The organism is Aliihoeflea sp. 40Bstr573 (assembly GCF_024105655.1).
Taxonomy (GTDB): domain Bacteria; phylum Pseudomonadota; class Alphaproteobacteria; order Rhizobiales; family Rhizobiaceae; genus Aliihoeflea.
The window spans coordinates 157,518-184,429 of record NZ_JAAAMH010000005.1 but is presented as its reverse complement, the minus strand read 5'-3'; the positions used below and the strand labels follow the sequence as shown (position 1 = coordinate 184,429).

Here is a 26,912-nt window from a genome sequence, read left to right as displayed (position 1 = left end):
TTCGAGCATATGGTGCGATCACGCCATACCCCATCGATTTGCGCTGATTTGGTGAGCCGGCTGATGAGCGAGCCACGCGGAAATCTTCTCCGCAAGCGCTTCGGGCTGATCGGTTTCGGCAGAAATCAGCCGCGCGCTTGCCTTGCGACAGCGTTCCAGCGCCGGCTTTTCGTTCGCAAGAATGGCGAAATCCAAGCGATCTTGAGAATCTGACGGAAGACCAGTTGGTTGCCGCGGACCGGCTGTCTCATGCGGCGCAAAGGTGCGAGCAAGCGGCACGACCACGCCGAAACGCCTGCGCTTCGAACGAAGAACGACTGATCTGAGGAAAGAATGGTACTCCCAAGGGGAATCGAACCCCTGTTTTCGCCGTGAGAGGGCGACGTCCTGACCGCTAGACGATGGGAGCGTCCAAGCCGCCCATATAGAAGCGAATCCGCGCGAAGGCAACCGGGCTCGGGACGACTTTTTGCTGACCTAGCGTCGGGCAGGTTCGATGAGGTCGAAGAGATTGCCGTAGCGATCGGCGAAGACCGCGACCTTGCCGTAGGCTTCCGTGCGTGGCTCCTCGCGAAACGCGACGCCGCGCGCCTTCATCGCCGCGTGATGGGCGTCGAAATCGTCCGTCTCGATGAAGAAACTGACCCGGCCGCCTGCCTGGTTGCCGATCGCGGCCATTTGTGATTCATCCTCAGCCTGCGCCAGCAGGAACGCGCATCCGCCGCCCGCCGGCCCGACACGCACCCAGCGCTTGCCGTCTGCGAGCGAGACGTCATCGACAAGCGCGAACCCGATCGTTTCCACATAATGCGCGATGGCCTTGTCGTAGTCGTCGACGACAAGCGTCACGGTGGCAAGGCGCTGCGCCATCACTCGCCGACCAGAGCGAAGCGCGCGATGATGCGGGCCGAACCAATGTCGTAGACAACGATCTCGCGCGCGCCGCCCGTCTCGACGAGCAGCGTCAGCCGCCCGTCGGCGAGCGACTGCGACAGAACATTCGCGCCATCCGGAAGGGCGATCTCGCCAGTGATCGTGCTGCCTTCGGGCGGCAGCGGCAAGGCGGACGACGACGCTTCTTCGGGCGAAGATCCGGTCGAGAGCGAGCGGTAGACAAGCGCGCCCACCACCGCCATAAGGGCCAGGAACAGAATTCCCAGATTGATGACGACGAAGCGCATCAGCTTGGCGCGCACCTTTTCGACGGCCGGATCGAGCGGCTCGTCCTGGTCCAGTTGCTGCGGTACGCGCTCGGTCATAACAGGAAGTCCATTGGTCATTGCTAAGATGAGCGCCCCTGATACCGAAGCCACTGCCGGTTTGAAAGCCTTCGCTGTCGGCGAGGATGCCGCAGGCATGCGCCTCGACCAGTGGCTGGCCGCACGAACTGCGCCGAACCTGTCGCGAAATCGTGTGCAGGCGCTGATCCGCAGCGGCGACGTCAGGATCGACGGGAAGGTCGTTGGGGAGCCGAAGGCAAAGCTCGTCGCCGGCACCCTCGTCACGCTGGGCATGCCCGAGCCCGAGCCGGCAGAGCCCGAGGCCGAGGCGATCGATCTGTCGATCCTCTTCGAAGACGATGACCTGATCGTCATCGACAAGCCTGCCGGCCTCGTCGTCCATCCGGGCGCAGGCAATTGGACGGGCACGCTTGTCAACGCATTGATCCACCATTGCGGCGCGTCGCTGTCGGGCATAGGCGGCGTGCGCCGGCCCGGCATCGTCCACCGCCTCGACAAGGACACCAGCGGCGTCCTCGTCGTTGCCAAGAACGACATGGCACATCGCGCGCTGTCCGACGCCTTCGCCGATCATGGCCAGACGGGCGACCTCGAACGCGCCTACCACGCAATCGTATGGGGCGTTCCGCCGCGCCCGGCGGGCATCATCGACGCGCCGCTCGGCCGTTCCGGCACGGACCGGACCAAGCGCGCGGTCGTGCCCGCGGGCCGCTCCGACGCTCGCCATGCCGTCACGCATTACGGCGTCGTCGAAAAATTCGGCGCAAGGTCCGACGCGACCGCCTTCGCCTCGCTGGTCGAATGCCGGCTCGAAACAGGACGCACGCACCAGATCCGCGTCCACATGGCCCATGTCGGACACCCGCTGGTCGGCGACCAGACCTACGGGCGCGCCTTCCGTACCAAGGCGAACAAGCTGCCTGACGACATGAAGAACCTCGTCGGCGATTTTCCGCGCCAGGCCCTGCACGCGCGTCTCTTGCAATTTCGCCACCCGCGCACCGATGACATCCTGCGTTTCGAGGCGCCTTACCCGGCCGACTTCATGGAACTTCTCGAGGCAATGCGTCGTTTGCCATCGGAATGACCGAATCCTGAGTGATATTGTTCACTTCGGGGCGACGCAATGTTTCAGAACGAAATGCGCCGTGCAATTCGTTCGCGCGATCCCTATATTGGACACATGGCGCAACAGGCCCACGGCGCTGCGCCACTTGCCCGCCGCCAGCGGGGGCAGGCCGTTTCGAGAGAGAGGGTGCTTTATGGCCCAGACACTACCAAGCATTGCGAGCGGAGAGGGAGGACTCTCCCGGTACCTTGAGGAAATCCGCCGCTTTCCCATGCTCCAGCCGCAGGAAGAGTACATGCTCGCCAAGCGGTATCTCGAGCATGAGGATACCGCCGCTGCCCACAAGCTCGTCACAAGCCATTTGCGTCTCGTCGCGAAGATCGCGATGGGCTATCGCGGCTACGGCCTGCCGATCGGCGAAGTGATTTCCGAGGGCAATGTAGGTTTGATGCAGGCGGTCAAGAAGTTCGAGCCCGAACGCGGATTCCGCCTGGCGACCTATGCGATGTGGTGGATCAAGGCCTCGATCCAGGAATATATCCTGCGTTCGTGGAGCCTCGTGAAGATGGGCACCACCGCCAACCAGAAGCGCCTGTTCTTCAACCTGCGCAAGGTGAAGGGCAAGATTCAGGCGCTCGACGAAGGCGACCTGAAACCTGAACACATCACCGAGATCGCGACCCGCCTGAACGTATCGGAAGAAGAGGTCGTGTCGATGAACCGGCGCCTGTCTGGCGACGCATCGCTCAACGCGCCCATTCGCGCGACCGAGGGTGAATCGGGCGAATGGCAGGACTGGCTGGTCGATGAGCACGAAAGCCAGGAAGAGATGCTCGTCCAGCAGGACGAACTCGAAAGCCGTCGCGCGCTGCTGACCGGTGCCATGGACGTCCTCAACGAGCGCGAACGGCGCATCTTCGAAGCGCGCCGCCTTTCGGAGGATCCGATGACGCTGGAGGAGCTCTCTGGCGAATTCGACATCAGCCGCGAGCGCGTGCGCCAGATCGAGGTCCGCGCCTTCGAGAAGGTGCAGGACGCGGTCAAGGCAGCGGCCCGCCGGCAGGCGCAGTCGCTGCGTACGATCGAGGCGGACGCCCGCTAAGTCAGGTCGAGGCTATCGTCTGAAACGGAAAACGCCGGCTTCGCGCCGGCGTTTTCGCATCTACTGGGCCTGCCCTTCGCCCTTTTCGGCAATTGGCGCAAGCTCGGCCCATGCGCGAAGCGCTTCCTGGAAGACGCGGTCGCCGGGAATGCCCTTTTCCATCGTCATCAGGGCGCGGCGTCCCGATCCGTAGGTGATCGGAATGTCGATCCAGTTTTGCCGGCGCATGAGAGTCGTGTTGGCTTCGACCTCCGCCGATGAATCGGAAAGCGCCACCAGGAAGAACCCATCCGCTATCTTTGCCGGAATGCCGATCAGCGGATTGCCGGCCGCCTGCTCTGTGTCCTTCATCGCCACACGCAGGACGTTGTCGATTGTGCCGCCGGCGAAATTGTCGGGGGTCAGGAAGATCATCTCGATGATGTGGCTCGCCGGCAGCGACTGGTCGCCGTTGCGGCGGATCGTCATGCGAAGCTGCAGGTCGCGCGCGGGTATCGTGACCTCGGCGCGGATCGCGGCCTCGGGCGGGAGGTCGCCCCCGGGCGATTCCTGCACGAGGGACCACAAGATCGTGCCCGATTCGGCCGAGCCTTCCGCATCGGCCGTGCGCTCCTCGTAGAAGATCGCGCGCTGGCCGACCGCAAGCTGCGGCTGGTCGTTGGCCTGATCGTCGCCCGTGGCCGGTGCGGCGGTCGCGCCCTGCGCTTCTCCGGGCGGGGTGACTGCGGCAACGGACGTGCCCTCGCCGATCGTCGGCTCTTCGCCCGCGACGCCTTCATCGACCTCTGTGCCGTCGGGCAAGAGGCGCTGAGTGAACTTCTCCGTCTCCGGGACGGGCGCCTCGGCCTCGTCGGGCGCCGCGGTCTCGGCGGGGGCTGACGCGACATCTTCGCCCTCGGTCGGTTCGGCCGGCTCCGTCGCGACCTCTTGCGGCGCGGATCCGAACATCGAGGCAAAATCGTCACGGTTGAGCCAGATGCCGTAACCAGCGCCCGCAACCACGACCAGCACCAGAAGCGCGGCGATCAGGCCGGTCGCAGAACGGCGTTTCTTGCGCGAGGGCACGCGCGGCGCATAGAGCGGCTGGCCCGCGGCGGCATCGTCCTCGTACTCTTGTGAATGAAGCGCCGGACGGTCGGCATGTCCCTCGTCAAGGAAAACGTCGCGCTGGGCGTCGTCCTGCCACTGTGCATCGTCGGAATAGGCGTCGGAATAAGGCCGCTCTGCATAATCGTCGTCATAGCCCGCATCGCCGGCGCCGCCACTGTGCGCGTCGCCTGCCACGGGCTCGTCGTAGATTTCATCGGCGGGACGCGAAGGCACCGGCTGGTAGGGCTCGTCGGCATAGCCCGCCGGCTCTTCGTGGGCCTGCACGCGGGCCTCGTCCTGCGCTTCGCCGAAGAAGTTCGAGAAATCCTGTTCGAAATCCGGATCGGCGGCGGGCGGGGGCGGGGCGGCATACTCCTCGCGCACCTGCACGATCGCCGTTTCGAGCGCCTGGCGCTGACGCTCGACGACCCCTGCCGGGGGTGGCGGGTTGAGTGCGGCGAGTTTGGCCTCGATCGTCGCCCGCGCCTTGTCATAGACCTTCTCGCGCATCTGCGGAGAATTGTCCTTCAGCCCGTCGATCGTCTTCTTCAGAACCGCTACGAAATCTGCCATGCGAAACTATGCCTTGTCTGGCTTCCGCCGCCGGAAGTCAGGGTCCCTATGCGGACCCGAAACTAGTCTTGAAAGGGATCAGTCACAAGTATGGTGTCTTCGCGCTCGGGGCTGGTCGAAAGCAACGCCACGGGCGCACCGATCAGTTCCTCGATATAGCGCACATACTTGACCGCTTGCGCCGGCAGGTCGTTCCACGAGCGCGCATTGGCGGTCGTGCCCTCCCAGCCTTCAAGCGTCTCGTAGATCGGCTCGACGCGCGCCTGCGCGCCTTGGCTCGCCGGCAGGTAGTCGATCACCTCGCCGTCGAGGCGATAGCCGGTGCACACCTTGATCTCGTCCAGCCCATCGAGCACGTCGAGCTTGGTCAGGGCGATGCCGTCAATGCCGTTGACGGCCACCGCCTGGCGCACCAGAACGGCATCGAACCAGCCGCAGCGGCGCTTGCGGCCGGTTACGGTCCCGAATTCGTGACCGCGCGTGCCCAGGAAGTTACCGACTTCGTTGTCCTGCTCGCTTGGAAACGGGCCTTCGCCGACACGCGTCGTATAGGCCTTGGTGATGCCGAGTACGTAGCCAATGGCGCCGGGACCGACGCCCGAGCCCGTCGCAGCCTGGCCAGCCACGGTGTTCGACGAGGTCACGAACGGATAGGTGCCGTGGTCGATGTCGAGAAGCGTACCCTGCGCGCCCTCGAAAAGGATGCGGTCTCCGGCCCGGCGCGCATCGTCGAGCACCTTCCAGACGCGGTCCATGTAAGGCAGGATCTGGTCGGCGATCGACGTCAGTTCCTGCATGATCGTCTCGTGCGCGACCTCGCCATGGCCAAGTCCGCGGCGCAGCGCATTGTGGTGCGTCAGGAGACGGTCGACCTTGGCCGGCAGCGTCTCGAGGTCTGCGAGGTCCATGACGCGCACGGCGCGGCGGCCCACCTTGTCCTCATAGGCCGGGCCGATGCCCCGGCGCGTGGTGCCGATCTTGGTGCCCGAATTCGATGCCGCGTCCTCGCGGAAGCCGTCAAGTTCGCGATGCAGCGACAGGATGAGCGCGGTGTTCTCCGCGATCTTCAGCCGGTCCGGCCCGATATCGACGCCCTGCTCCTTCAGGCGATTCATCTCGGCGACGAACGCATGTGGATCGAAGACGACGCCATTGCCGATGATCGACATCTTGCCCGGCCGCACGACGCCCGAAGGAAGCAGCGACAGCTTGTAGACCTTGCCGTCGACGACCAGCGTGTGACCGGCATTGTGACCGCCCTGGAAGCGCACGACGACGTCGGCCCGTTCGGACAGCCAGTCGACGATCTTGCCCTTGCCCTCGTCGCCCCACTGCGAACCGACGACCACCACATTGGCCATGAAATCCCATCCTCATCTATGACCGGGACGCGCGGTCCCTTCAAAAACGAGAGCCTCTATAGCGGGCAATCATGGCATGCGCGACCCCTTCGCGTGCGAAAGCTCGGGCTCTGGGTCAATCATTATTTGTTTGCGGGCCGGTTTACCCTGCGGCGGCCGATGAATAGACAGAGGGCCAATCGCCGACGAAGGCCGCCATGGTTCGCACTGCCTATATTCTTCTCTTCCTGACGGCCCTGATGTGGGCGGGCAATGCCATCGCCGGCAAACTGGCAATCGGCCACATCTCACCGATGATGCTGACCTTCAGCCGCTGGGCTGTCGGCCTCATCGTCATCGGCCTGATCGGCTGGAAACAGCTGCTGCGGGACTGGAAGGCGGCGCGCGGCAAGCTGGCGCTGCTCTTCATCCTCGGCGCATCGGGCTTTGCCTGGTTCAATGCGGCGCTCTACAGCGCGCTTGTCCATACCTCCGCGATCAACGTCTCGATTGAGCAGGCGGCGATGCCCATGGTCATCATGGCAACGAATTTCCTGCTCTTCGCCATGCGCGTGACCTGGGCGCAGATCGCCGGCTTCGTGCTGTCCATTGTCGGCGTGGCGATCGTCGCCAGCCATGGCGACCTGGCGCGGCTGGTCGAACTCGACGTCAACCGGGGTGACGCGCTGATGGTCGTCGCGGTGCTGCTCTACAGCTTCTATACGGTCGCTCTGCGCTTCAAGCCGGCGATCCATTGGCAAAGCATCATGATCGTCATGGTGTTCGGTGCGATGGTCGCTTCCCTGCCCTTCGTCGCCTGGGAAGCGGCAACCGACCGGCTGGTTCTGCCGGACATGCAAGGCTGGGCGATCGTGGCTTACACCGCGCTCTTTCCTTCGCTCCTCTCGCAGATCTTCTTCATGCGCGGCGTCGAACTGATCGGCGCCAACCGGGCAGGCCTCTTCATCAATCTCGTGCCGATCCTCGGTACTGGCCTGTCGATCATCATTCTGGGCGAGGCGTTCGAACATTTCCACGGCGTCGCCATGGTCCTCGTCATGGGCGGCATTGCCATGGCCGAGATCAGCGGCCGCCGTGCAGCGGCGCGCATCTGAGGGAAACAAAGCACCGTTCGCGCGTTGAGGGGCAACACTTCCAACGCGTGAGAAAAAATGGACCTCATCCGCATCATCGCCGCGATCATCCTGCCGCCGCTCGGCGTCTTCCTGCAGGTCGGCTTCGGCCTTCACTTCTGGCTCAACATCCTGTTGACGCTGCTGGGCTATATTCCCGGCATCATCCACGCCATCTGGGTCGTCCTGCGCAAATGATCGCCGCGGCTGCGAACCGGATTGAAAAGCCAGCGCCCGACCATGCCAGGGAGCTCGACGAGGTCCGGCGTCTGGCCAAGCTTCTCGACACGCGCTGGAAGATTCCCGGCATCGGCGTGCGCTTCGGCATTGATCCGGTTCTCGGTCTTATTCCTGGCGCCGGCGACCTCGTGGCTGGCGCAATCTCGACCTATGTCATCGTCAAGGCGCATCGCCTTGGCGTGCCAAAGTCGATGCTCGTGAAGATGGCGGGCAATGTGGCGGTCGATACCGTCGTCGGCTCGGTGCCGATCCTCGGCTCTGTCTTCGACCTTTTCTACAAGGCGTCGACCCGCAATCTGCGGCTACTCCAGACGCATCTGGAAGACCGCAACAAGACATGAAAAAGGCGCGGGGTCACTCCCGCGCCTTTTGCCTTGGCACGTGAAATACGATCAGCCTGCGACGTCGAACTGCAAGGGCTTGGCCGATACGATCGAAGGATGCGCACGTACCTCTTCCAGCACCTTTTCGGGGAACGGCGCGTCGAGATAGAGAAGCGCGATCGCATCGCCGCCCGGCCGGTTGCGGCCGAGCTGGAAGTTGGCGATGTTGACGCCGTTGGCACCGCAGACCGTGCCGAGCAGGCCGATGATGCCCGGCGCGTCGGCATTGGTGGTATAGAGCATGTGCTCGCCGACTTCCGCGTCGAGATTTATGCCCTTGATCTGGATGAAGCGCGGCTTGCCGTCCGAGAAACAGGTGCCGGCGATCGAGCGCGTCTTGGTCTTGGTCTTCACGTTGAGGCGGATATAGCCGTCGAAGACGCCGGACTTGTCGCGGCGAATCTCGGAAAGAACGACGCCGCGCTCCTTCGCCATGATCGGCGCGGAGACCATGTTGACGTCGGCGACCTGCGGGCGGATCAGGCCGGCAAGCGCGGCGGAAACAAGCGCACGGGTGTTCATGGTGGCGGTATTGCCGTCGAAGAGGATCTCGACTTCCTGGATCGGCTCCTCGGTCACCTGTCCAACGAAGGCGCCCAGCACCTCGGCAAGCTTGATGAACGGCTTGAGGCGCGGCGCCTCTTCAGCCGTGATCGAGGGCATGTTGATGGCGTTGGAAACGGCGCCCTTGACGAGATAGTCCCCCATCTGCTCGGCGACCTGAAGTGCGACGTTTTCCTGAGCTTCCGAGGTCGAGGCACCCAGATGCGGCGTCGCCACGACGTTTTCCATGCCGAAGAGAGGGCTGTCGGTTGCTGGCTCAACTTCGAACACGTCGATGCCCGCGCCTGCGACCTTGCCGGATTTCAGCGCCTCGATGAGGTCCGCCTCGACGATGAGGCCGCCGCGCGCGCAATTGATGATGCGCACGCCGTCCTTCATTTTGGCGAAGGCATCCTTGTTGATGATGCCGCGCGTCTTGTCGGTCATCGGCGTGTGGAGCGTAATGAAGTCCGCACGTGCGAAGATGTCTTCCAGTTCGACCTTCTCGACGCCCAACTCCTGCGCCCGGCCTTCCGAGAGGAACGGGTCATAGGCGATGACGTGCATCTTGAGGCCAACACCGCGCATCGCGACGATTGAGCCGATGTTGCCGCAACCGATGACGCCGAGCGTCTTGCCGGTGATCTCGACGCCCATGAAGCGGTTCTTTTCCCACTTGCCGGCGTGTGTCGAGGCATTCGCCTCAGGAAGCTGGCGGGCGATTGCGAACATCAGGGCGATGGCGTGCTCGGCCGTTGTGATCGAGTTTCCGAAGGGCGTGTTCATCACGATGATGCCGCGCCGCGAGGCGGCCGGGATGTCGACATTGTCGACGCCGATGCCGGCGCGGCCGATGACCTTGAGATTGGGCGCGGCGGCAATCAGCTTTTCGGTGACCTTGGTGGCGGAGCGGATGGCAAGGCCGTCATACTGGCCGATGACTTCGAGGAGCTTTTCCTTGTCCTTGCCGAGGTCCGGAAGATAGTCGACCTCGACGCCGCGATCCTTGAAGATCTGGACGGCAGTGGGGGAGAGTTTGTCGGATACGAGTACGCGGGGCGCCATGGCTGGCCTCCTTGAAAGCGGCGAAATGGGGAAAGCGGAAGCCGCTCGGCGGCTTCCGGAAAAATGTCAGGCGGCAGCCTTGAGCGCGGCCTTTTCCTTGGCGAATGCCCAGTCGAGCCACGGCATCAGGGCCTTGAGATCAGCCGTTTCGACGGTCGCACCGGCCCAGATTCGAAGACCTGCGGGCGCATCGCGATACGCGCCGATGTCGAAGGCGACGCCTTCCTTGTCGAGCGCGGAAACCATGGCCTTGGCGAAGGCCTGCTGCGCGTCGTCGGAAAGTGCAGTGAATTCCGGGTCGACGATCGACAGGCAGACCGACGTGTTCGAGCGCGTCTCGGGCACGACCGCCAGATGCCCGGCCCAGTCGGAGTTGGCGACGAAATCGTCGAGCACCTTGAAATTGGCATCTGCGCGGGCGACGAGCCCGTCGAGCCCGCCGATCGACTTCGCCCATTGCAGCGCGTCGATATAATCCTCGACGCAAAGCATGGACGGCGTGTTGATCGTCTCGCCCTTGAAGATGCCTTCGATCAGCTTGCCGCCCGAGGTGAGGCGGAAAATCTTCGGCAGCGGCCAGGCCGGCTTGTAGCTTTCAAGACGTTCGACGGCGCGCGGCGACAGGATCAGTATGCCATGCGCCGCCTCGCCGCCGAGCACCTTTTGCCAGGAGAAGGTGACGACATCGAGCTTTTCGAAGTCGAGCGGTTGCGCGAAAGCGGCGGACGTCGCGTCGCAGATCGTCAGGCCCTTGCGGTCGGCCGGGATGAAATCGCCATTCGGCACGCGCACGCCGGAGGTCGTGCCGTTCCAGGTGAAGACCACGTCGCGGTCGAAGTCGATCTGCGCGAGGTCCGGCAGTTCGCCATAGGGCGCTTCGATCTTGCGCGCATCGTCGAGCTTCAGCTGCTTGACGACATCGGTGACCCAGCCCGAGCCGAAGGATTCCCATGCGACCATGTCGACACCGCGTTCGCCGAGCAGCGACCAGAGCGCCATCTCGACGGCGCCGGTGTCGGAGGCCGGCACGATGCCGATGCGATAGTCGGCCGGCACCTGCAGGATTTCGCGGGTGAGGTCGATCGCGTGCTGCAGCTTCGCCTTGCCCACCTTGGCGCGATGCGAGCGGCCGAGCGGAGCGTCAGCGAGCGCATCGAGCGACCAGCCGGGACGCTTGGAGCAGGGACCTGAGGAGAAATTGGGATTTGCCGGACGCACTTCCGGCTTGGACGCCGCACGCATTGCGGGCGTGGAAATAGTCGTCGTCATGGTTCTATCCTTCCAGATAGCTGGCCCCTCGTTGGGGAGGGGTGGCCCACTGACGGCGATATTCTTTCCCTTCGGCGGCGTCAAGAGGATTGTTGGCGTCGCTTTTGAAGCACGAAAACGCAAAGGGCGGACCGAAGCCCGCCCTTTGAAAGCCGATGAGGCGTCACCTACCAGAGATCGTAGCGCAGGCCGACCTTGACCTGGTGCGTGTCAATGCCTTCGCCCGCAATGAAGGGCTCATTGATCGAGACATAGTGGGCGTCAGGAGCATTGAAATACTGGTAGCCCAGATCAACGGAGAGATTTTCGCTGACTTGATAGTTGACGCCAGCGCCCAGTGCGTAGGCGAACGAGAAATGATTTTCACGTGCTTGCCCGGCAAAAGAACCAACACCTGGAACGCTTACAGCGCCATCGACGCCGGAACGAACGTAGGCGACGCCGGCACCCGCACCAACATAGGGCGTGAACCCTGCGATTGTGCCCAAATCAAAATAGCCGTGAACCAGACCAGACCAAAGCTGAGAATCAATCTCTGCTTCGCCGCTTGGGAGTGTTCCTGTTGGGTCCACAAATCGAAGCAGAGCCTTTTCCTTGCCCAAGAAAGAAAGGTTCGTTTCAAGTCGGAAAAGATCGTTGACGTGATAGCCAACACCCACGCCACCAAAGATCGAGGTGTTGTTCTCGGCTAAGCTGAGTCCCGGAACGACGGCGACGCGATAATTTTCGAACCGGCTGTCAAAATTGTAACCGACGTCGCCGCGCAGATACCAGCCCGACCCCACCTCGACCGGCAAATATTCCGGCGCCTGTTCGATGAAGATCGGCGGATCGTAGTCGGCCGCGAGCGACGGGCCGGCGAGCGCCGCAAGCAGCGCGACGGAGGCGGCAAGGCGCAGAATCGATGGCATCAGCGTGAACTCCCAATGACGGCGGCTAACAGTGCCGAACCCCTGATGCGAACGATCATTAACCATGCCGGTTAATTCACGGTTAAGCATAAACCGGAGCATGTGCCGCAAACGAAAAGGCCCGGCACATGGCCGGGCCTTTTTTGTTGAAGTGTCGCTGATCAGTTGAATTTGTAGCGGAAGCCGAGCTTCAGGTCGTGCGAGGACAGGTCGTTGAACGTGAAACCGGCATTCGGGCGCGAGAAAGCCGGATCGTAGTTCTGAGCGACGCCGGTCTGGCCGTCGCCGAGATGAACGTAGCTGTAGCCGAGGTCCATGGTGAGCTGATCGGTTACGGCATAGCCAAGGCCCGCATGCAGCGCCCAAGCGAGTTCCCACTGCGAGTTCTTCGACGCGTAGCCGCCGGCATTCGAGAACACGTTGGTGTCGTTGAAATGCGCGATCGTGTTGCGCGACGCGCCGATGCCGGCGCCGACATAGGGCGAGACGCCGCCGAAGTTGCCCAGATCCGCATAGGCGTTGGCAAGAAGCAGCAGTTCCGATTTGGTCGCCGTGTAGGAGTTGGTACCGGCAAGCGCGCCGGTGGCCTCATTGGTGAAGGTGTCGAGCGCATAGAAGCTCGCCTTGCCGCGATATTCGGCCGTCACGTCGGCGCGCAGCCATTCGTTGAAGGCATAGCCGAAACCTGCGCCCACGAGCGGCGCGGAGTCGAAACCGCCCTCGTCGAGCCAAGTCTGCGTGAAGCCCGGCACCTCGAAATATTCGTAGTCTAGCCCGTCGAAGCGCTGATTGCTCATGCCGACATGGCCGCGCAGATACCATCCGCCGAACTGCGGAACCGGAACCGGCGCCTCGTAGACCGGCGGCACGTAGATGTCTGCGGCGATCGACGGCACGACCGGCAAGGCGAGAACTGAACCGGTCGCCAGGGCCGCGACAATGCTGAGTTTCATGATCTTATTCCTCACAGACGCCGGGCTCGTCTGGTTACCCCCGGGGAATTGCACCTAGAGGAAGATCGCGCAGAAAGGTTAAATGGCAGTTAACCTTTATTTTTAACCCTAACGATGCGTTACATTTCTTAAAGCCTGCCCGAAAACGACGAAAGCCTCCCGGTTCTCCGGAAGGCATTCGTTAGGGCATAACTGGAAACTGTGTCAGGCGGCGCTGCGCGTTTCTCCGATCACACCCACGAGCTCGTCGACGACTTTCTCGACCATGGTGCGGTCATCTGCTTCGGCCATCACGCGGATCAGCGGCTCGGTACCCGACGGGCGAATGACGACACGGCCAGAAGCGCCGAGGGTCGACTGCGCATCCCGGATTGCTTCCTTGACGATGTCCGTCTCGAGCGGCGAACCACCGGAAAAGCGCACGTTCTTCAGGATTTGCGGCACCGGTTCGAACTTGCGGCAAACTTCGCTGACGGGCTTACCGGCGCGCTTGACGCAGGCGAGAACCTGAAGCGCGCACACGAGACCGTCGCCAGTGGTCGAGAAGTCGGTCAGCACGACATGGCCCGATTGCTCGCCGCCGACATTGAAGCCGTGCGCGCGCATGTGCTCGACGACGTAGCGGTCGCCCACCTTGGTGCGGTGGAGATCGAGGCCCTTGTCCTTGATGAAGCGTTCGAGGCCGAGATTGGACATGATCGTGGCGACCAGCCCGCCGCCATTGAGGCGGCCCGCTTGGTGCCAGGTCTCGGCGATCAGCGCCATGATCTGGTCCCCGTCGATCACCGTGCCGTTCTCGTCGACGATGACCACGCGGTCGGCGTCCCCGTCGAGCGCGATGCCGATATCGGCGCGCACTTCGTGAACCTTCCTGGAAAGGGCCAGCGGATGCGTCGAGCCGCAATCTTCGTTGATGTTGAAGCCGTTCGGCTCGTCATTGATGGTGATGACCTCCGCGCCCAGTTCCCACAGCGCGTTGGGCGCGACTTTGTAGGCGGCTCCGTTTGCGCAGTCGACGACGACGCGCAATCCCGTCAGCGACATGGCGCGCGGCAGCGTGCGCTTGGCGAATTCGATGTAGCGGTCCTGCACGCCATCGATGCGCTTGGCCCGACCGAGGCCGTCCGAAGTCGCCAGCGCCTGGTCGAGGTCTCCGTCGATCATCTCCTCGATCTCCTGCTCGATCGCGTCGGAAAGCTTGTAGCCGTCCGGACCGAAGAGCTTGATGCCGTTGTCGTAGAACGGGTTGTGCGAGGCCGAGATCATCACGCCGATATCGGCGCGCAGCGAGCGTGCCAGCATGGCGACGGCCGGCGTCGGGATCGGGCCGAGGAGAAAGACGTCCATGCCCGCCGCGCAGAAGCCGGCAACCATGGCGTTCTCGATCATGTAGCCGGAAAGGCGCGTGTCCTTGCCGATCACGACCCGGTGTCGGTGGTTGCCGCGATGGAACGACATGCCGGTTGCCATGCCGACGCGCATGGCGGTCTCGGCGGTCATCGGGAATTTATTGGCGCGGCCGCGAATCCCGTCGGTTCCGAAATACCGTCTCGTCATCCGATTCTTCCTGTTGTCCGGTTTGGCGAACTCTTGCCATGGTCGAGCTTCGGTGGAGCATCAATATTTGTAACGGCGCTATAGACGCTCCAAACGCGCGGCGCGAGCTTGAACGCCAATGCTGAATAATTCCTCAAGTACCGGTCTCACACAGCCCGGTCATCGATCTGTCCCTTCGGATCAGCTCGCGTCGACATTCGCTTGATGTGCGGGTAGAGGTCACGGGAAAAGACGGAGTAGACGCGGCGCAATTCGGATAGGGGGTGGTGGTGGTGGTCCACCCGCACGTCCCAGAGCGGATACTCCTCCGTGTCGACCACGTAGATGGTGGAGGACAGCTCCTCCTTGCGGTCGCCGCCCTGCGCGTCGCCGGCTGCAATCGCCTCGACGAGACGCCCCGCCAGCGGCAGGTCCGCATGCGCCTCGAAAGCATCGCGGATGGCCGCGATCACCTGCGGGCCTTCCAGCCGATTGCCCTCGATGGTCAGGTTGGGAAAAACCGCATGACCCCGCCAGTCAATGCACTTGCTGCCCGTCCACACCGCGCCGTGGCCGGTCGCGTCCATGACGGCGAATTGCCGGTTTTCGATCTCCGGATCGTCCTTCTTGAGGATCTCGAGAACCTCGTCGGAACTCTTTCCCTCGCGCAAAAGCTTGATTCCGTCGATGCCCAGATACGGGTTGACGAGTGCCTGTGTGGCAACCGCTCCCTTGCCCGGCCAGGCATAAGTCAGCAATTTGCCCACCGCTGGCATGGCGGTTACGGCGCCGATGCCGAACTGGCCGGTACGCGCGCAGCGCGCGATGATTGAGAAGGTCATGCGGTCGGCCGCCCACCGGCCAGATGACCAAAGGCATCGACGACGGCCTGATAGACGCCGCGCTTGAACGGCACGATCAGGTCCGGCAGGTCGGCCATCGGCTTCCAGTCCCAGGCATCGAACTCGGCCTTGTGTCCGCCCGGCGGCGGGTCGATGGCGATTTCGCTGTCGTCGCCTTCGAAGCGGAAGGCGAACCAGCGCTGCGTCTGGCCGCAAAACTTGCCCTTGAACGCGATTCCCACGAGATGCGGCGGCAGGTCGTAGTTGATCCAGTCGGGCGCAGCTTCGATCAGCGACACCGTTTTCATGCCGGTTTCTTCGTAAAGTTCCCGTCGTGCGGCTTCGAGTGGGTCCTCACCCGCGTCTATGCCTCCCTGCGGCATCTGCCACAGCTGCGCCGCGCCTGCCATCTCGCCATCGGTCTCGGCGATCCGCCGGCCCACCCAGACGAGCCCGTCGCGGTTCAGCACCATGATGCCGACGCAGGGCCGGTATGGAAGTCGCTCAATCATGCGTTGTTGCCTATCTGCGTTCGGGATCGTTGGCGAGAGAGGAATAGCCCACGATCTCGACGCCGCGCAACCGCGCCTCCGCGATCCATGCGCTTACCGCATCCACGGTCACGTCGAAGCCGGCGCCGACAGCGATGGCCAAGCCGGTCGCCCGCGCAACGCGCTCGGCCTCGTCGAGCTTCTTCAGGATATCGCCGCGCTCGCGCACCGTGTCGATGGTGACCGATGCGGCGGCGAAGGGAACGCCCGCCGCGGCCGCCTGGACATCGGCGACGCTGCGCGCCGAGGAGCCGTCGTCGAGATAGCCCAGACCACGATCACCAAGCTCGGTCATCAGCGCCTGCATCGCGTTCGCGTCGGCAGTGAAGCGGCCGCCCATGTAGTTCATGATGCCGGTGTAGTTGGTCATGCGCCCGAGCGACCAGTAGAGGTCTTCGCGCAGAACCATCGGATCGGCCGCGACCGTCAGCGTGCCGCGTCCGGGATCGACATTGGGATAGTCGAACGGTTCCAGCGGGATTTGCATGAGCAACTCGTGCCCCTTGCGGCGCGCCGTTTGCATCCAGCGGTCGAGGCTGTTGCCGGCCGGCGCGAAGGCTAGCGTCACTTCGGCGGGCAACACCTCGATCGCGCGCTGCGTGCCGGTCTGCGACAGGCCGAGCCCGCCAACGACGATTGCGATGCGCGCTCCGCGCGCGCCGGACCAGGGGCGAGCGTAGGCGTCGAAGGGGCGGCGACCGTCGGCGGAGCGCTGGGGCAGCGGACCGTAATCGGATCGCTCGACAAGGTCGGGGTCCGGCAGATGCGCCGTCGCGGCATTGCGCGACAGGCCGGAAGGATCGTGGATGGTGACGACGCTCGGGCTGCCCGTCTCTTCGCGGGGCTGGACGCGTGTGATCGACGGGCCATTTCGGCTCGATGCGTCTGTCGCCGATGCCGGGGGTTCGGGTTCGGGCGTGGCAACGACGATGGGCGGCGGCGAACGCAGGCCGTCGTCGTGAAGCGTCGCAAGAACGGAAATGCCGAGCAGCGCCATGAACCCTATGGCGGTCGCGAGCAGCCGCCGCTTGCCGGCACCGTCGCGGGGCAAACGCTCGCGGGGGCCCTTTCCGATCGGCCGATCAATCTCCCTGTCGCCAAAGTCCAGCACCGCGCGCCCTCGTGCCCCGAATCACAATGTGAGGATCGTGCATTCCCCCTGAATAAGCAAAAGGCCGGCGAAGTCGCCTTCGCCGGCCAAAGCTTTGCAGATCGCGACTACTGCTGGAGAACGGCCCGATCAGGATTGGGCGGGAAGGCAGGGTCCGTCCTCTCGCCGCGGATCAGGTCGTAGGCGTAATTGAGCTGGATGTCGTCTTCCGGCTCCGGCGGCACATAGGCCGACGAGCCCGAACCTTCTTCGCTTTCCTCGGCGCCGCGGATATGGCCCGGAAGAGCGGATTCGCCACGTGCGGCCTCTGCTGCTGCACTCGCCAATTCCTCGGGCAGCGGCTGGTCAACCTTGATGTCGGGCGTGATGCCCTTGCCCTGGATCGAGGTTCCGGCCGGCGTGTAGTAGAGCGCCGTGGTCAAGCGCAGCGCCCCGCTCTCGCCGAGCGGGATGATCGTCTGGACCGAGCCCTTGCCGAAGGACTGCGAGCCAACGACGGTTGCGCGGCGATGGTCCTGCAACGCGCCGGCGACGATCTCCGAAGCGCTCGCAGAACCGCCATTGACGAGCACGATCAGGGGCTTGCCGTCGATCGCATCGCCCGGTCGGGAATCGAAGCGGGTGACGTTCGAGGCTTCGCGGCCGCGCGTCGAGACGATCTCGCCACGGTCGAGGAAGGTGTCCGTCACGCTCACCGACTGGTCGAGAAGGCCGCCCGGATTGAGGCGAAGGTCGAGCACGTAGCCCTTGAGTTCCTCGTCCGGAATCTCGGCCTTGATGGCCTCGATCGCGGCGTTGAGGTCGTCCTGCGTCTTCTCGGTGAAGGAGTTGATCTTGATGTAGCCGATGTCGTCCTCAACGCGGTGGCGCACGGCGCGCACCTTGATGATATCGCGCACGATCTCGATCTTGATCGGCTCCGCAGCGCCTTCGCGCAAGATGGTCAACTCGATCGAAGTGTCGACCTTGCCGCGCATCTTGTCGACCGCGCCGGCAAGCGTCAGGCCGCGCACCTCGTCGCCGTCGATGGCGGTGATGAAGTCGCCTGCAAGGACGCCAGCGCGCGCGGCGGGCGTGTCCTCGATCGGCGAGATGACCTTCACGAGGTCGTTCTCCATCGTCACCTCGATGCCGAGGCCGCCGAATTCGCCGCGCGTTTGCACACGCATATCCTGCGCAGCGTCAGGCGTCAGGTAGGAGGAATGCGGATCGAGCGACGTCAGCATGCCGTTGATCGCGCTTTCGATCAGCTTGGCGTCCTCGGGCTCGGTCACATATTGTGCGCGCACGCGCTCGAAGATGTCTCCGAATATCGCCAGTTGCCGGTACGTCTCGGACCCTGCCGCGTTCGCCGCCGTCCCGGCGCTGCCGTGGACGAGGCTCATCGCGGACGCGCCCATCAACGCTCCGGCAAGCAGAAGAGACATTCTACGTATCATTTCCTGTCCTTCCAGAACTGCGTTCCGCCCACCATGGTGAGGGATCGACGGGTTTTCCCTGGCGGCGGAACTCGACATAGAGCTCCGGGCCGTTGTTCGTACTCCCGAAGGCGGCAGTGCTCGCCACCCTCGCCTCTCCCATGGCTCCGACTGGTTCGCCCGCCATCAGGGTCTGGCCTAGCGCCACGCTGACCTTGCCCAATCCCGCCAGAACGACATGATAGCCCTCGCCAACATCGAGGATCAAGAGTTGTCCATAGGATCTGAACGGTCCTGCATAGAGAACGGCCCCTGCCGCCGGTGCGGTGACGATTGCGCCCGAATGTGTTTTAACCATGTCGCCCATCAGCGGGCGTCCGGCGGCATCGGCCTCGCCAAAACTCGGCCCGATCCGGCCGAAAACGGGCAAAGCGACCTGTTTTTTCAGCGCCTCGAAGGGCAGGGTCGCCGCAAGGCTGGGCTCGCGCGCCGGCGGCGCCCGGCGGCGTGCCTCGTCGGTCGCCCAGGCTGCTTCCTCGGCCGCTTCGCGCGCGCCGGAAATGTCACTTTCGAGTGAAGCGATCAGGTCCTGCAGCGTTCCGGCACGGCCGGCCATCTCTTCCGAGCGCGCCTGCTCCTCGGCGAGGCTCGCCGCCGATTGCTCTTCCAGCTTCTGCTTCTCAGCTATCAATCCACTCAGCCGATGCTTCTCCGCCGCCTGATCGGCGACGGTGTGGAAGAGGCGGCTGCGCTCGTCCTCGATCGACGCCTTCAGCGCCGACAGTTCCTTGAGGTCGGCGAAGAGCTCGGCGGTCTCGCTTCGCATTTCCGGCACGACCGATCCCAGCAGGATCGCGCTGCGCACCGAGGCGAGCGCATCTTCCGGCTGGACGAGAATGGCGGGTGGCGGGTTGAGGCCCATGCGCTGCAGCGCGGCCAGAACCTCGCCCAGCAGTTCGCGCCGCTCCCCCAGCGACGTTCGCAGACGGTCTTCCTGGAAGCGCATTCCTTCAAGCCGCGCAGCGATGTCCTCGATCTCCTGCTGAAGCTTGCGTTCCGTCTTCGCCGCCTGGACCAGCGCGGCCGAAAGCGCCGCATGGTCCTTACGCACCGCGTCGATCTCGGCTTCGAGTTCGGCCAGCCGTTCGCTCGTCAGCGCGATCTGCGACTGGACTTTCTGGTATTCCTCCGTCGATTGCGCGTGGCGCAGCTCCATCGCGGCGATGTCGTCCGCTTCAGGGCTCGCCAGCGAGGCCGGCGCGCTCGCGGCGAGCATCAGCAATGCCAATGCGGCTCGCCCTGCCCTGCCTGTCCTGGATAAATACCGCACCGTCTTGCGTCCAACCCGAATCGTTGAGGGCGATCCTGCGGCGCGATCGTTAAGGAACGATCAACCATGTCAGATCCGATGATACGGATGGTTCGAAAGAATGGTGGAGGCGCGGTAGAGCTGTTCTGCAAGAAGCACGCGCACGAGCTGGTGCGGCCAGGTCAACGCCCCGAAGGAGAGGAGCAGGTCCGCCTTGCCACGCAAGCCCGGATCGTGCCCGTCGGCACCGCCGATCGCGACGACCATGGATTTGCGCCCGCCGTCGATATGGCGAGACAGATAGTCGGCAAAGGCAGGCGAGGTCATGTTCTTGCCGCGCTCGTCCAGAAGCACGAGGGCAGCGTCGCCCAGCGAGGCCTCGAGCTTGTCAGCCTCCTCGCGCATGCGCTGCTCGGCGCTGCGCGCCTGACTTTCAGCGATTTCGGCAACGCCGGAAAACTCCATGCCGACCGCCGAGCCCGTCTTGGCAAGACGGTCCAGATAACGCGCGACGAGGTCGCGTTCGGGCCCGGCTTTCATACGGCCGACGGCATGGATGGAGAGACGCAAACAGGCGCTCCGGTTTCAGGCCAAACTCATCGCCGCCCGCAGCTTGCGGGCGCCACGACCGGACGGATCACGTCCCCGTATTTCCTAGTGCACCGTCTCGTCGTCCAGATCGGGAGCCTGCCACATCTTTTCGATGTTGTAGAACTCACGCACCTCGGGCCGGAAGATGTGCACGATGATGTCGCCCGTATCGACGAGTACCCAGTCGGCGCTGGCAAGGCCTTCGACGCGCGGCGCTCCGAACCCTGCTTCCTTGACGGCACGGATCAGATGATCGGCGACGGCGGATACATGGCGATGGGAACGGCCGGACGCGACGACCATGTAGTCGCCGAGGCTGGACTTGCCCTGTATGTCGATGGGGACGATGTTTTCGGCCTTGGAGTCTTCCAGACTGGCAAGGACCGAGTTCAGGATCTGGGACGGCTCGGCCATGCGGCTCATCCCGGACGACGAAGGCGCGTGTTCGGCCTTCCCTTGGAGTGCTGTTCTCAGCGTTTTTCCTTTCGATCAAGAACAACAGTGGAGCGATCTAATGTCGGGTCCGTGAATTCGAACCCGATGATCTTGCCCGCACTATAGATAGGCAGAGTCCCGTTAAGGTTTCAAGACACTGGAAGACACCATCCGATCACGATCGTTCCCCGGACCGGATGGCGGTGGAGGAAAGCGAGGATCGCGGGCCGTGGATGAAAGTCCAGGCCGGCGGCCGGATACGCGCGAGCCGCCCCGCATCGCTTTCGTCTATCCGTGACCGGCTGAAGGTCTGCGCCATCTTGGACGACAGGAACGAGAGCGTTGCACCCGGTCGGTCGACCACCGCGATCGGCACGGTCTGTGCGATCTCGCGCCAGCGCTGCCACAGGTGAAAGTCCCGCAGATTGTCCGCTCCCATGATCCAGACGAAATCGACACCGGGATTTCGCGTCGTGACGTGGTCGATCATGTCGGCGGTGTAGCGGATCGACGATCCGGCTTCGAAGGCGGTGATCCTGACGCGCGGGTTCTCGGTGAGTTTTTCGGAAAGCGCGATGCGCTCGGACAGCGAAAGCTGCGCGCGCCCCGCCTTCAAGGGATTGCCAGGCGTAATGACCCACCAGATCTGGTCGAGACGCAAGGCGCGCAACGCGATCTCGGCTACGAGCGCGTGGCCGGCATGCGGCGGATTGAACGATCCCCCGAAAAGTCCGACCGACATGCCCTTTTCGACATGCGGCATGCGCAGATACCGCGACTTGACCGCTGCGGCGCCTATGGCCGCACCTGTCCGGTCCCGCGCACGCGATACTTGAACGACGTCAGTTGCTCGACGCCCACCGGACCGCGCGCATGCATCCGCCCCGTCGCGATGCCGATTTCCGCGCCCATACCGAACTCGCCGCCATCCGCGAACTGCGTCGAGGCATTGTGCAGCAGGATCGCCGAATCGATCTCGTTGAAGAACCGCTCCGCCGTCGCCGCATCCTCTGCAACGATCGCCTCGGTGTGGTGCGAGGAATAGTGCTCGACATGGTCGATCGCCCCGGAAACGCCGTCGACGAGCTTCACCGAGATGATGGCGTCGAGATATTCGGTCGACCAGTCCTCGTCCTTGGCCGGCACGGCCTTGCCAAAGACCGAACGCACCTCGTCCTCGGCGCGGATTTCACAACCCGCCGCATCGAGCGCTTCGAGAATGGGCACCAGATGCGTGTCCTTCCCGGCGCGGTCGACGAGCAGGGTCTCGGCCGACCCGCAAATGCCGGTTCGCCGCATCTTCGCGTTGACGGCGATCTTCACCGCCATGTCGAGATTTGCGCTGCGATCGACATAAAGATGGCAGATGCCTTCGAGATGCGCGAAGACCGGTACGCGCGCTTCCGCCTGCACGCGCCCGACGAGGCTCTTGCCACCGCGCGGCACGATCACGTCGAGATTGCCCGAAAGCCCGGTCAGCATCTCGCCCACAGCGGTGCGGTCCGTGGTGGGGACGAGCTGGATCGCATCGGCCGGCAGACCGGCCGCTTTCAGGCCTTCGACGAGGCAGGCATGGATCGCCTGCGAGGAATTGAGCGAATCCGAACCGCCGCGCAGGATGACGGCATTGCCGGCCTTGAGGCACAACGCGCCGGCATCCGCCGTCACGTTCGGGCGGCTCTCATAGATGACGCCGATAACGCCAAGCGGCGTGCGAACGCGCTCGATGTGCAGGCCGTTCGGCCGATCCCACTGCGCGATGATCTCGCCGATCGGGTCCTTCAGTTCGGCAATCGCTCGGATGCCGTCCGCAATGGCCCGGATGCGGCTGGAATCGAGCTTCAGCCGGTCGAGCATTGCGGGCGACAGGCCGGCCTCTTCGCCATTCGCCATGTCGAGTGCATTGGCGGCGAGTATCGCCTGCTCCTGCCGGCCAACGGCTTGCGCCATGCCGACCAGCGCGGCGTGCTTGCGCTCTGCCGATGCCAGCGCCAGCGGTCGCGCCGCCGCCCGGGCGCGGCGGCCGATATCGGCCATCAGCGCTGCGACGTCGTTCTGCAATCCTTCGTGCGTCTGGAGCATGACGCTCTCCCTCAGCCTGCAATCACCGCGCGCGACATGACGAGATCGTCCCGGTGGACCATCGCCGCGCGCGCTTCATAGCCGAGCACCGTCTCGATCTCGGCCGTCTTCAGTCCCGCGATCTTTACGGCATCCGTTGCGTCATAGGCAACAAGCCCGCGCGCGACCTCGATCCCGTCCGGCCTGAGGATCGCGACCGTGTCGCCGCGTGAGAACTGGCCGGAGACAAGCGTGACACCTGCCGGCAGCAGCGACTTTCCTGCCTGAAGCGCCCGCACCGCACCGGCGTCGACCGAGATGCGGCCGGCCGGTTCGAGCTGGCCCGCGATCCACGTCTTGTAGCCGCGCACGGGATGAGCGCTCGCCTCGAAATAGGTCGCGCGCTCGCCAGCATCGATCGCGGCAAGCGGGTTCTGACGCGCGCCGGACGTGATGATCATGGCGGTTCCCGCAGCCGTCGCGATCTTGCCGGCATCGATCTTGGTGCGCATGCCGCCGCGCGAGAGCTCCGACGCGGCCGCCCCCGCCATTGCCTCGATCTGCGGCGTGATCGCCTCGACATGCGGGATGAAGGCTGCGTCCGGATCGAGCTGCGGCGGCGCCGTGTAGAGCCCGTCGATGTCGGAAAGGAGGACGAGCAGGTCGGCGCCCATCATCGTGGCGACGCGCGCGGCGAGCCGGTCATTGTCGCCGTAACGGATTTCGGACGTCGCGACCGTGTCGTTCTCGTTAATGACCGGAACGGCATTCAGCTTCAGCAACGTCGAGATCGTCGCGCGGGCGTTGAGATAGCGCCGCCGCTCCTCGGTGTCTCCGAGCGTGACGAGCACCTGGCCGGATTTCAGCCCGACGCGTCCCAGTTCCTCGGCCCAGGCGCCTGCAAGCGCGATCTGCCCGGCAGCGGCCGCCGCCTGGCTTTCCTCCAGCCGAAGCGCGCGGCGGCCAAGGCCGAGAATGTTGCGGCCGAGCGCGATCGCACCGGACGAGACGACGAGGACTTCGCTGCCTTTTGCCGCCAGTTTGCCGATATCCTCTGCCAGCGAGGCGAGCCACGGCCGCTTCAATCCGCTTTCGCGGTCGACGAGCAGCGCCGAGCCGATCTTGACCGTGATGCGGCGGTGGGAGGAAAGCGCCTTCATCGCGCCTACTCCGTCTGCCACCGCGGATCGTCCGTCGGCGGCGCTTCGACGGCACGCGCGGTTTCGACGTTTGCGATCAGCGCGCGCAGCACATCCTGCACCCCCTGCCCCGTCGCGGCCGACAGGATCATCGGTGCAAGCCCGGCAGCCGCTTCGAGTTCGGCGGCCTTTTCGGCCAGCGTCTCGGCATCGACCGTGTCGGCCTGGCTCAGCGCCAGGATTTCCGGCTTCTCGTCGAGGCCGTTGCCATAGGCTTCAAGCTCGCCGCGCACTGTCTCGTAGGCAAACGCCACGTCTTCCTCGCGCGCCGAGACGAGATGAAGAAGGACGCGCGTGCGCTCCACATGACCGAGAAAGCGGTCGCCGATGCCGACACCTTCATGCGCGCCCTCGATCAGGCCCGGAATGTCCGCGATGACGAACTCGCGCGTATCGATGCGTGCAACGCCAAGGCCCGGGTGCAGGGTGGTGAACGGATAATCGGCGATCTTGGGCTTGGCGGCCGTCACCGTGGCGAGAAAGGTCGACTTGCCGGCATTGGGCAATCCGACCAGCCCGGCATCGGCGATCAGTTTCAGCCGCAGCCAGATCGTACGCTCCTCGCCCGGCAGACCAGGATTCGCGCGGCGCGGTGCCTGGTTGGTCGAGGTCTTGAAATGCTGGTTGCCGAACCCGCCATTGCCGCCCTTGGCGAGCAGGAAGCGCTCGCCGATATGCGTCAGGTCGCAGATCAGCGTCTCGTTGTCGTCCTCGTAGATTTGCGTACCGACCGGCACCTTCAACACGACGTCCGCCCCGCCCGCGCCGGTTCGATTGCGCCCCATACCATGAACGCCGGTCTTGGCCTTGAAATGCTGCTGGTAGCGATAGTCGATCAGCGTGTTGAGCCCGTCGACGGCTTCCGCCCATACGTCGCCGCCGCGTCCCCCGTCGCCGCCGTCCGGCCCGCCGAACTCGATGAACTTCTCGCGCCGAAACGAGACGGAGCCGGAACCGCCGTCACCGGATCGAATATACACCTTGGCCTGGTCGAGAAATTTCATCTGATTGACAATCGTTGAGGGGATTTGGTCTTTGGGCGGTCATCTATCGCATCGGCGGCCCGAGCGCGAGGGGCGGGAGGGCGAAAGCGATGAAATGCGTATCCTACAATATCCAGTACGGCATAGGCCTCGACAAGAAATATGACATCGCGCGCATCGTCGATGCTGTGCGGGGCGCCGACCTGATTGCGCTGCAGGAAGTCTCGCGCAACAATCCCAGCAATCAGGGCCGTGACATGCCGGCCGAAATCCGGGCCCTCATGCCGGACCTCTTTTCCGTCTACGGCCCTTCCTTCGAGATCGACATGGGCTCGCATGTGAAGGATGGAAAAGCAGTCGACCTGCGCTTCCAGTTCGGCAACATGATCCTGTCCAGAATGCCGATTCTCGTCTCGCGCAACCTTCTCCTGCCGCGCCGCCGCTCGATCGCGAAGATGAACTTCCAGCGCAGCGCGCTCGAGGTGCTGGTCGAGACGACGCTCGGTCCCATCCGTTTCTATTCGATCCATCTCGACCACCGCTCGCCCGACGAGCGGCTGATGCAGGTCCGGCACTTGAGGGAACGCGTTCTTGCTTACCCCCATGAAGGTGGCGGGCTCACCGGCGTTGCCGAGATGGGTTTCCCCGAACCGCCCCGCCCCGAAAGCGCGGTTCTTCTCGGCGACTTCAACATGCTGCCCGGCTCGCCGGAATATCTGGAAGTGACCGGCATGGTCGATCATGAGTTCGGCTTGCCTCTCGTTGCCGACAAATTCGTCGACGTCGCCGCGCATGTCGGCACCGAAACCGACACCTGCGTCAACGCCGACGATCCGGACGACCGATTCCGCCACAAGCGTATCGACTACGCCTTCGTGACCGCCAATCTCGCCGATCGGGTGAAATCCTGCCATGTCGACACGAGCGCGGTCGGCTCCGACCACCGGCCGGTTTGGGTGAACCTCTGCCAGAATCCTTGACTGCGTCAACTATTTCATGGACCGTCAGGTCCGAAAGGAAAACGCGCCATGGACGAGACGGCAACGCACGACCTCCAAGCGCCCGAACATGCAATCCGGGATTTCAGCCGGTTTTACACACGGCGCATGGGCCTTCTCGAACCTGGCTTTCTCGACAGCCGGTTCACACTTACCCAGGCGCGCGTTCTCTATGAACTGGCGACACGGGACGATCTTTGCGCCAGCACGATCGCCCAGGATCTGGGGCTCGATCCCGGCTATCTGAGCCGGATTCTGTCGCGCTTCCGTCAGGACGGCCTTCTGGAGGCGTTCCCGTCGAAAAGCGACGGCCGCCGCTCCATTCTTCGGCTGACCGAGGCCGGGCGAAGCGCCTACGCGCGGCTGGATCGCGCGTCGCAGGCACAGGCGGGCGAACTCGTCGGCACGCTCGGCATTTCGAACCGCCGCCAGCTCATCCGGGCCTTGTCCGAGGCGCGGATGCTCATCGACCCCGCCGATCGCCGGCCCGTGGACTTTCGTGAATTCGCGGTGGGCGATTTGGGCTGGATAGCCCATCGCCAGGGCCTTTCTCTATCACGACGAATACGACTTTGATCTCGGCTTCGAGGCACTGGTCGCCGAAATACTGGTCGCCTTTGCCCGGCGCGCACCCTCACAGGGCGAACGCGGCTGGATCGCCGAGCGCGGCGGCGCCATCGTTGGCTCCGTCTTTCTCATGCGCGAAAGCGAAGATGTCGGCCGCCTGCGCCTGCTTTACGTCGAGCCCGCCTTGCGCGGTCAAGGCGTCGGGCGCCGTCTCGTCGAGGCGTGCGTCGACCGAGCCCGCGCCGCGGGCTACCGGCGCATGGTCCTGTGGACAAACGACATCCTGGCATCCGCCCGGCACATCTATGAAGCCGCTGGCTTCCAATGCACCGCGCGCAATGCCCATCGCTCGTTCGGCCGCGACCTCGTCGGCGAAGACTGGGAACTGGCGCTTTGAAAC

General features: G+C 64.0%; 29 protein-coding genes and 1 tRNA gene. 8 read left to right on the top strand and 22 right to left on the bottom strand.

Features of this window, described 5'->3' with window-relative positions; all coding sequences use genetic code 11:
- Window positions 1-18: 18 nt before the first annotated feature.
- The 4 genes from GTK01_RS08960 to GTK01_RS08945 all read right to left on the bottom strand — a co-directional run bounded on the left by GTK01_RS08960 (window position 19) and on the right by GTK01_RS08945 (window position 1,259).
- A complete protein-coding gene (locus tag GTK01_RS08960; protein ID WP_252925531.1) occupies window positions 19-285 on the bottom strand; it encodes a hypothetical protein in 267 nt (88 codons plus the stop codon).
- Between the two features lie 49 nt (window positions 286-334).
- Window positions 335-409, bottom strand: a tRNA-Glu gene (locus GTK01_RS08955).
- 68 nt (window positions 410-477) lie between these two features.
- The gene (locus GTK01_RS08950) at window positions 478-870 is read right to left on the bottom strand and encodes a VOC family protein (RefSeq protein WP_252925530.1); all 393 of its coding nucleotides are present in this window, start codon (window positions 868-870) and stop codon (window positions 478-480) included.
- A complete protein-coding gene (locus tag GTK01_RS08945; protein ID WP_252925529.1) occupies window positions 870-1,259 on the bottom strand; it encodes a fimbrial protein in 390 nt (129 codons plus the stop codon). The genes GTK01_RS08950 and GTK01_RS08945 overlap by 1 nt, the downstream gene beginning before the upstream one ends.
- A gap of 28 nt (window positions 1,260-1,287) precedes the next feature.
- Here GTK01_RS08945 and GTK01_RS08940 point away from each other — a divergent pair, with 28 nt between their 5' ends.
- Entirely contained in the window at window positions 1,288-2,328 is a 1,041-nt protein-coding gene (locus GTK01_RS08940) for an RluA family pseudouridine synthase (RefSeq protein ID WP_252925528.1), read from the top strand.
- A 175-nt stretch (window positions 2,329-2,503) separates the two neighbouring features.
- Window positions 2,504-3,412, top strand: coding sequence for an RNA polymerase sigma factor RpoH (rpoH, locus tag GTK01_RS08935; protein ID WP_252925527.1), 909 nt, complete (start codon window positions 2,504-2,506; stop codon window positions 3,410-3,412).
- A 60-nt stretch (window positions 3,413-3,472) separates the two neighbouring features.
- Here the strand turns inward: rpoH and GTK01_RS08930 are convergent, their stop codons facing one another.
- A complete protein-coding gene (locus GTK01_RS08930) occupies window positions 3,473-5,074 on the bottom strand; it encodes a hypothetical protein (RefSeq protein WP_252925526.1) in 1,602 nt (533 codons plus the stop codon).
- Window positions 5,075-5,136: 62 nt separating this feature from the next.
- Window positions 5,137-6,435 carry an adenylosuccinate synthase gene (locus GTK01_RS08925; protein ID WP_252925525.1) on the bottom strand — a complete coding sequence of 433 codons (1,299 nt, stop codon included), beginning with the start codon at window positions 6,433-6,435 and terminating at the stop codon, window positions 5,137-5,139.
- Window positions 6,436-6,632: 197 nt separating this feature from the next.
- Here GTK01_RS08925 and GTK01_RS08920 point away from each other — a divergent pair, with 197 nt between their 5' ends.
- The 3 genes from GTK01_RS08920 to GTK01_RS08910 are packed head-to-tail and all read left to right on the top strand — an operon-like array spanning window position 6,633 to window position 8,128.
- Window positions 6,633-7,529, top strand: coding sequence for a DMT family transporter (locus tag GTK01_RS08920; protein ID WP_252925524.1), 897 nt, complete (start codon window positions 6,633-6,635; stop codon window positions 7,527-7,529).
- Window positions 7,530-7,586: 57 nt separating this feature from the next.
- A complete protein-coding gene (locus GTK01_RS08915; RefSeq protein WP_252925523.1) occupies window positions 7,587-7,745 on the top strand; it encodes a YqaE/Pmp3 family membrane protein in 159 nt (52 codons plus the stop codon).
- Window positions 7,742-8,128, top strand: coding sequence for a DUF4112 domain-containing protein (locus GTK01_RS08910; RefSeq protein ID WP_252925522.1), 387 nt, complete (start codon window positions 7,742-7,744; stop codon window positions 8,126-8,128). Before GTK01_RS08915 ends, GTK01_RS08910 begins: the two co-directional genes overlap by 4 nt.
- A gap of 51 nt (window positions 8,129-8,179) precedes the next feature.
- Here GTK01_RS08910 and serA read toward each other — a convergent pair whose 3' ends face one another.
- The 16 genes from serA to obgE all read right to left on the bottom strand — a co-directional run bounded on the left by serA (window position 8,180) and on the right by obgE (window position 24,968).
- A complete protein-coding gene (gene serA, locus GTK01_RS08905; protein ID WP_252925521.1) occupies window positions 8,180-9,778 on the bottom strand; it encodes a phosphoglycerate dehydrogenase in 1,599 nt (532 codons plus the stop codon).
- A 66-nt stretch (window positions 9,779-9,844) separates the two neighbouring features.
- Window positions 9,845-11,020, bottom strand: coding sequence for a phosphoserine transaminase (locus tag GTK01_RS08900; protein WP_252925620.1), 1,176 nt, complete (start codon window positions 11,018-11,020; stop codon window positions 9,845-9,847).
- A gap of 194 nt (window positions 11,021-11,214) precedes the next feature.
- Entirely contained in the window at window positions 11,215-11,958 is a 744-nt protein-coding gene (locus GTK01_RS08895; protein WP_252925520.1) for an outer membrane protein, read from the bottom strand.
- A gap of 161 nt (window positions 11,959-12,119) precedes the next feature.
- On the bottom strand, window positions 12,120-12,911 hold the full coding sequence (locus GTK01_RS08890) for an outer membrane protein (RefSeq protein ID WP_252925519.1): 792 nt from the start codon (window positions 12,909-12,911) through the stop codon (window positions 12,120-12,122).
- A 204-nt stretch (window positions 12,912-13,115) separates the two neighbouring features.
- Window positions 13,116-14,468, bottom strand: a complete 1,353-nt coding sequence (glmM, locus tag GTK01_RS08885) for a phosphoglucosamine mutase (protein WP_252925518.1) — start codon at window positions 14,466-14,468, stop codon at window positions 13,116-13,118.
- A 146-nt stretch (window positions 14,469-14,614) separates the two neighbouring features.
- The gene (locus GTK01_RS08880) at window positions 14,615-15,289 is read right to left on the bottom strand and encodes a DUF1028 domain-containing protein (protein ID WP_252925517.1); all 675 of its coding nucleotides are present in this window, start codon (window positions 15,287-15,289) and stop codon (window positions 14,615-14,617) included.
- On the bottom strand, window positions 15,286-15,801 hold the full coding sequence (locus tag GTK01_RS08875) for an RNA pyrophosphohydrolase (RefSeq protein WP_252925516.1): 516 nt from the start codon (window positions 15,799-15,801) through the stop codon (window positions 15,286-15,288). The genes GTK01_RS08880 and GTK01_RS08875 overlap by 4 nt, the downstream gene beginning before the upstream one ends.
- Before the next feature lie 10 nt (window positions 15,802-15,811).
- A complete protein-coding gene (locus tag GTK01_RS08870) occupies window positions 15,812-16,951 on the bottom strand; it encodes a divergent polysaccharide deacetylase family protein (protein WP_252925515.1) in 1,140 nt (379 codons plus the stop codon).
- A 107-nt stretch (window positions 16,952-17,058) separates the two neighbouring features.
- Window positions 17,059-18,390 (bottom strand): S41 family peptidase, encoded by a 1,332-nt coding sequence (locus tag GTK01_RS08865; RefSeq protein ID WP_252925514.1) that lies wholly within the window; start codon window positions 18,388-18,390, stop codon window positions 17,059-17,061.
- The gene (locus GTK01_RS08860) at window positions 18,380-19,657 is read right to left on the bottom strand and encodes a murein hydrolase activator EnvC (RefSeq protein ID WP_252925513.1); all 1,278 of its coding nucleotides are present in this window, start codon (window positions 19,655-19,657) and stop codon (window positions 18,380-18,382) included. Before GTK01_RS08860 ends, GTK01_RS08865 begins: the two co-directional genes overlap by 11 nt.
- 111 nt (window positions 19,658-19,768) lie before the next feature.
- On the bottom strand, window positions 19,769-20,248 hold the full coding sequence (gene rlmH / locus GTK01_RS08855) for a 23S rRNA (pseudouridine(1915)-N(3))-methyltransferase RlmH (protein ID WP_252925512.1): 480 nt from the start codon (window positions 20,246-20,248) through the stop codon (window positions 19,769-19,771).
- A gap of 84 nt (window positions 20,249-20,332) precedes the next feature.
- Window positions 20,333-20,692, bottom strand: a complete 360-nt coding sequence (rsfS, locus tag GTK01_RS08850; protein ID WP_371924303.1) for a ribosome silencing factor — start codon at window positions 20,690-20,692, stop codon at window positions 20,333-20,335.
- A 187-nt stretch (window positions 20,693-20,879) separates the two neighbouring features.
- Window positions 20,880-21,467, bottom strand: coding sequence for a nicotinate-nucleotide adenylyltransferase (locus GTK01_RS08845; protein ID WP_252925510.1), 588 nt, complete (start codon window positions 21,465-21,467; stop codon window positions 20,880-20,882).
- A 32-nt stretch (window positions 21,468-21,499) separates the two neighbouring features.
- Window positions 21,500-22,786 carry a glutamate-5-semialdehyde dehydrogenase gene (locus GTK01_RS08840; protein ID WP_252925509.1) on the bottom strand — a complete coding sequence of 429 codons (1,287 nt, stop codon included), beginning with the start codon at window positions 22,784-22,786 and terminating at the stop codon, window positions 21,500-21,502.
- A gap of 11 nt (window positions 22,787-22,797) precedes the next feature.
- Window positions 22,798-23,925, bottom strand: a complete 1,128-nt coding sequence (gene proB / locus GTK01_RS08835; protein ID WP_252925508.1) for a glutamate 5-kinase — start codon at window positions 23,923-23,925, stop codon at window positions 22,798-22,800.
- 5 nt (window positions 23,926-23,930) lie between these two features.
- Window positions 23,931-24,968, bottom strand: coding sequence for a GTPase ObgE (gene obgE / locus GTK01_RS08830; protein ID WP_252925507.1), 1,038 nt, complete (start codon window positions 24,966-24,968; stop codon window positions 23,931-23,933).
- An 89-nt stretch (window positions 24,969-25,057) separates the two neighbouring features.
- On the opposite strand from obgE, the gene GTK01_RS08825 reads away from it, so the two are divergent.
- Genes GTK01_RS08825 through GTK01_RS21060 form a run of 3 tightly spaced genes read left to right on the top strand, consistent with a single transcriptional unit; the run spans window position 25,058 to window position 26,909 of the window.
- A complete protein-coding gene (locus GTK01_RS08825) occupies window positions 25,058-25,927 on the top strand; it encodes an endonuclease/exonuclease/phosphatase family protein (protein WP_252925506.1) in 870 nt (289 codons plus the stop codon).
- A gap of 48 nt (window positions 25,928-25,975) precedes the next feature.
- On the top strand, window positions 25,976-26,521 hold the full coding sequence (locus GTK01_RS21065; RefSeq protein WP_371924302.1) for a MarR family winged helix-turn-helix transcriptional regulator: 546 nt from the start codon (window positions 25,976-25,978) through the stop codon (window positions 26,519-26,521).
- On the top strand, window positions 26,481-26,909 hold the full coding sequence (locus GTK01_RS21060; RefSeq protein ID WP_371924308.1) for a GNAT family N-acetyltransferase: 429 nt from the start codon (window positions 26,481-26,483) through the stop codon (window positions 26,907-26,909). Before GTK01_RS21065 ends, GTK01_RS21060 begins: the two co-directional genes overlap by 41 nt.
- The last annotated feature ends 3 nt before the right edge of the window (window positions 26,910-26,912 follow it).